The organism is Pseudoalteromonas sp. MTN2-4 (assembly GCF_042848605.1).
Classification (GTDB): domain Bacteria; phylum Pseudomonadota; class Gammaproteobacteria; order Enterobacterales; family Alteromonadaceae; genus Pseudoalteromonas.
This window is the reverse complement of sequence record NZ_BTGK01000079.1, coordinates 1-390: the sequence shown is the minus strand read 5'-3', so window position 1 is coordinate 390 and position 390 is coordinate 1. Positions and strand designations below refer to the sequence as shown.

At 38.7% G+C, this 390-nt stretch carries 1 protein-coding gene; it reads right to left on the bottom strand.

What is annotated here, in order from left to right; all coding sequences use genetic code 11:
• Nucleotides 1-100: 100 nt before the first annotated feature.
• On the bottom strand, nucleotides 101-390 hold a 290-nt coding region (locus ACGHEH_RS21805), incomplete at its 5' end, for a hypothetical protein (protein ID WP_390449918.1).

Here is a 390-nt window from a genome sequence, read left to right as displayed (position 1 = left end):
CCTATTAACGGGCTAAAAATTGTGGGCTAAAATTTTTGCGAAGCAAAATCAGCCCGCGATTTTTTGTCCCTGTTAAATTGCTTGTTAGGTGTTTTATCACCTACCTACGTTGTTTAGCTTTCGCTTGACGCAACGCTTTACGTTCTTGTTTGTTTGGAATATTTTCGCGTGTAGCAAGAACTGCTTTTATATCTTGGTAAGCCCGCTTCCATTGCTCAGTGTTTTTAAATTCTATCTCATTATGTGAAGAAGCTCGATATTGATCAGACAACTCTAGCGACTCTTCACATTTTAACAGTGCATTTCTTCGACTCATAAGAGTCCCTGTATGCATCTTCTCTAAATCAGGTTTAGATATTACCTCTAGCTTTTTTGTCACTCCTGACTCCA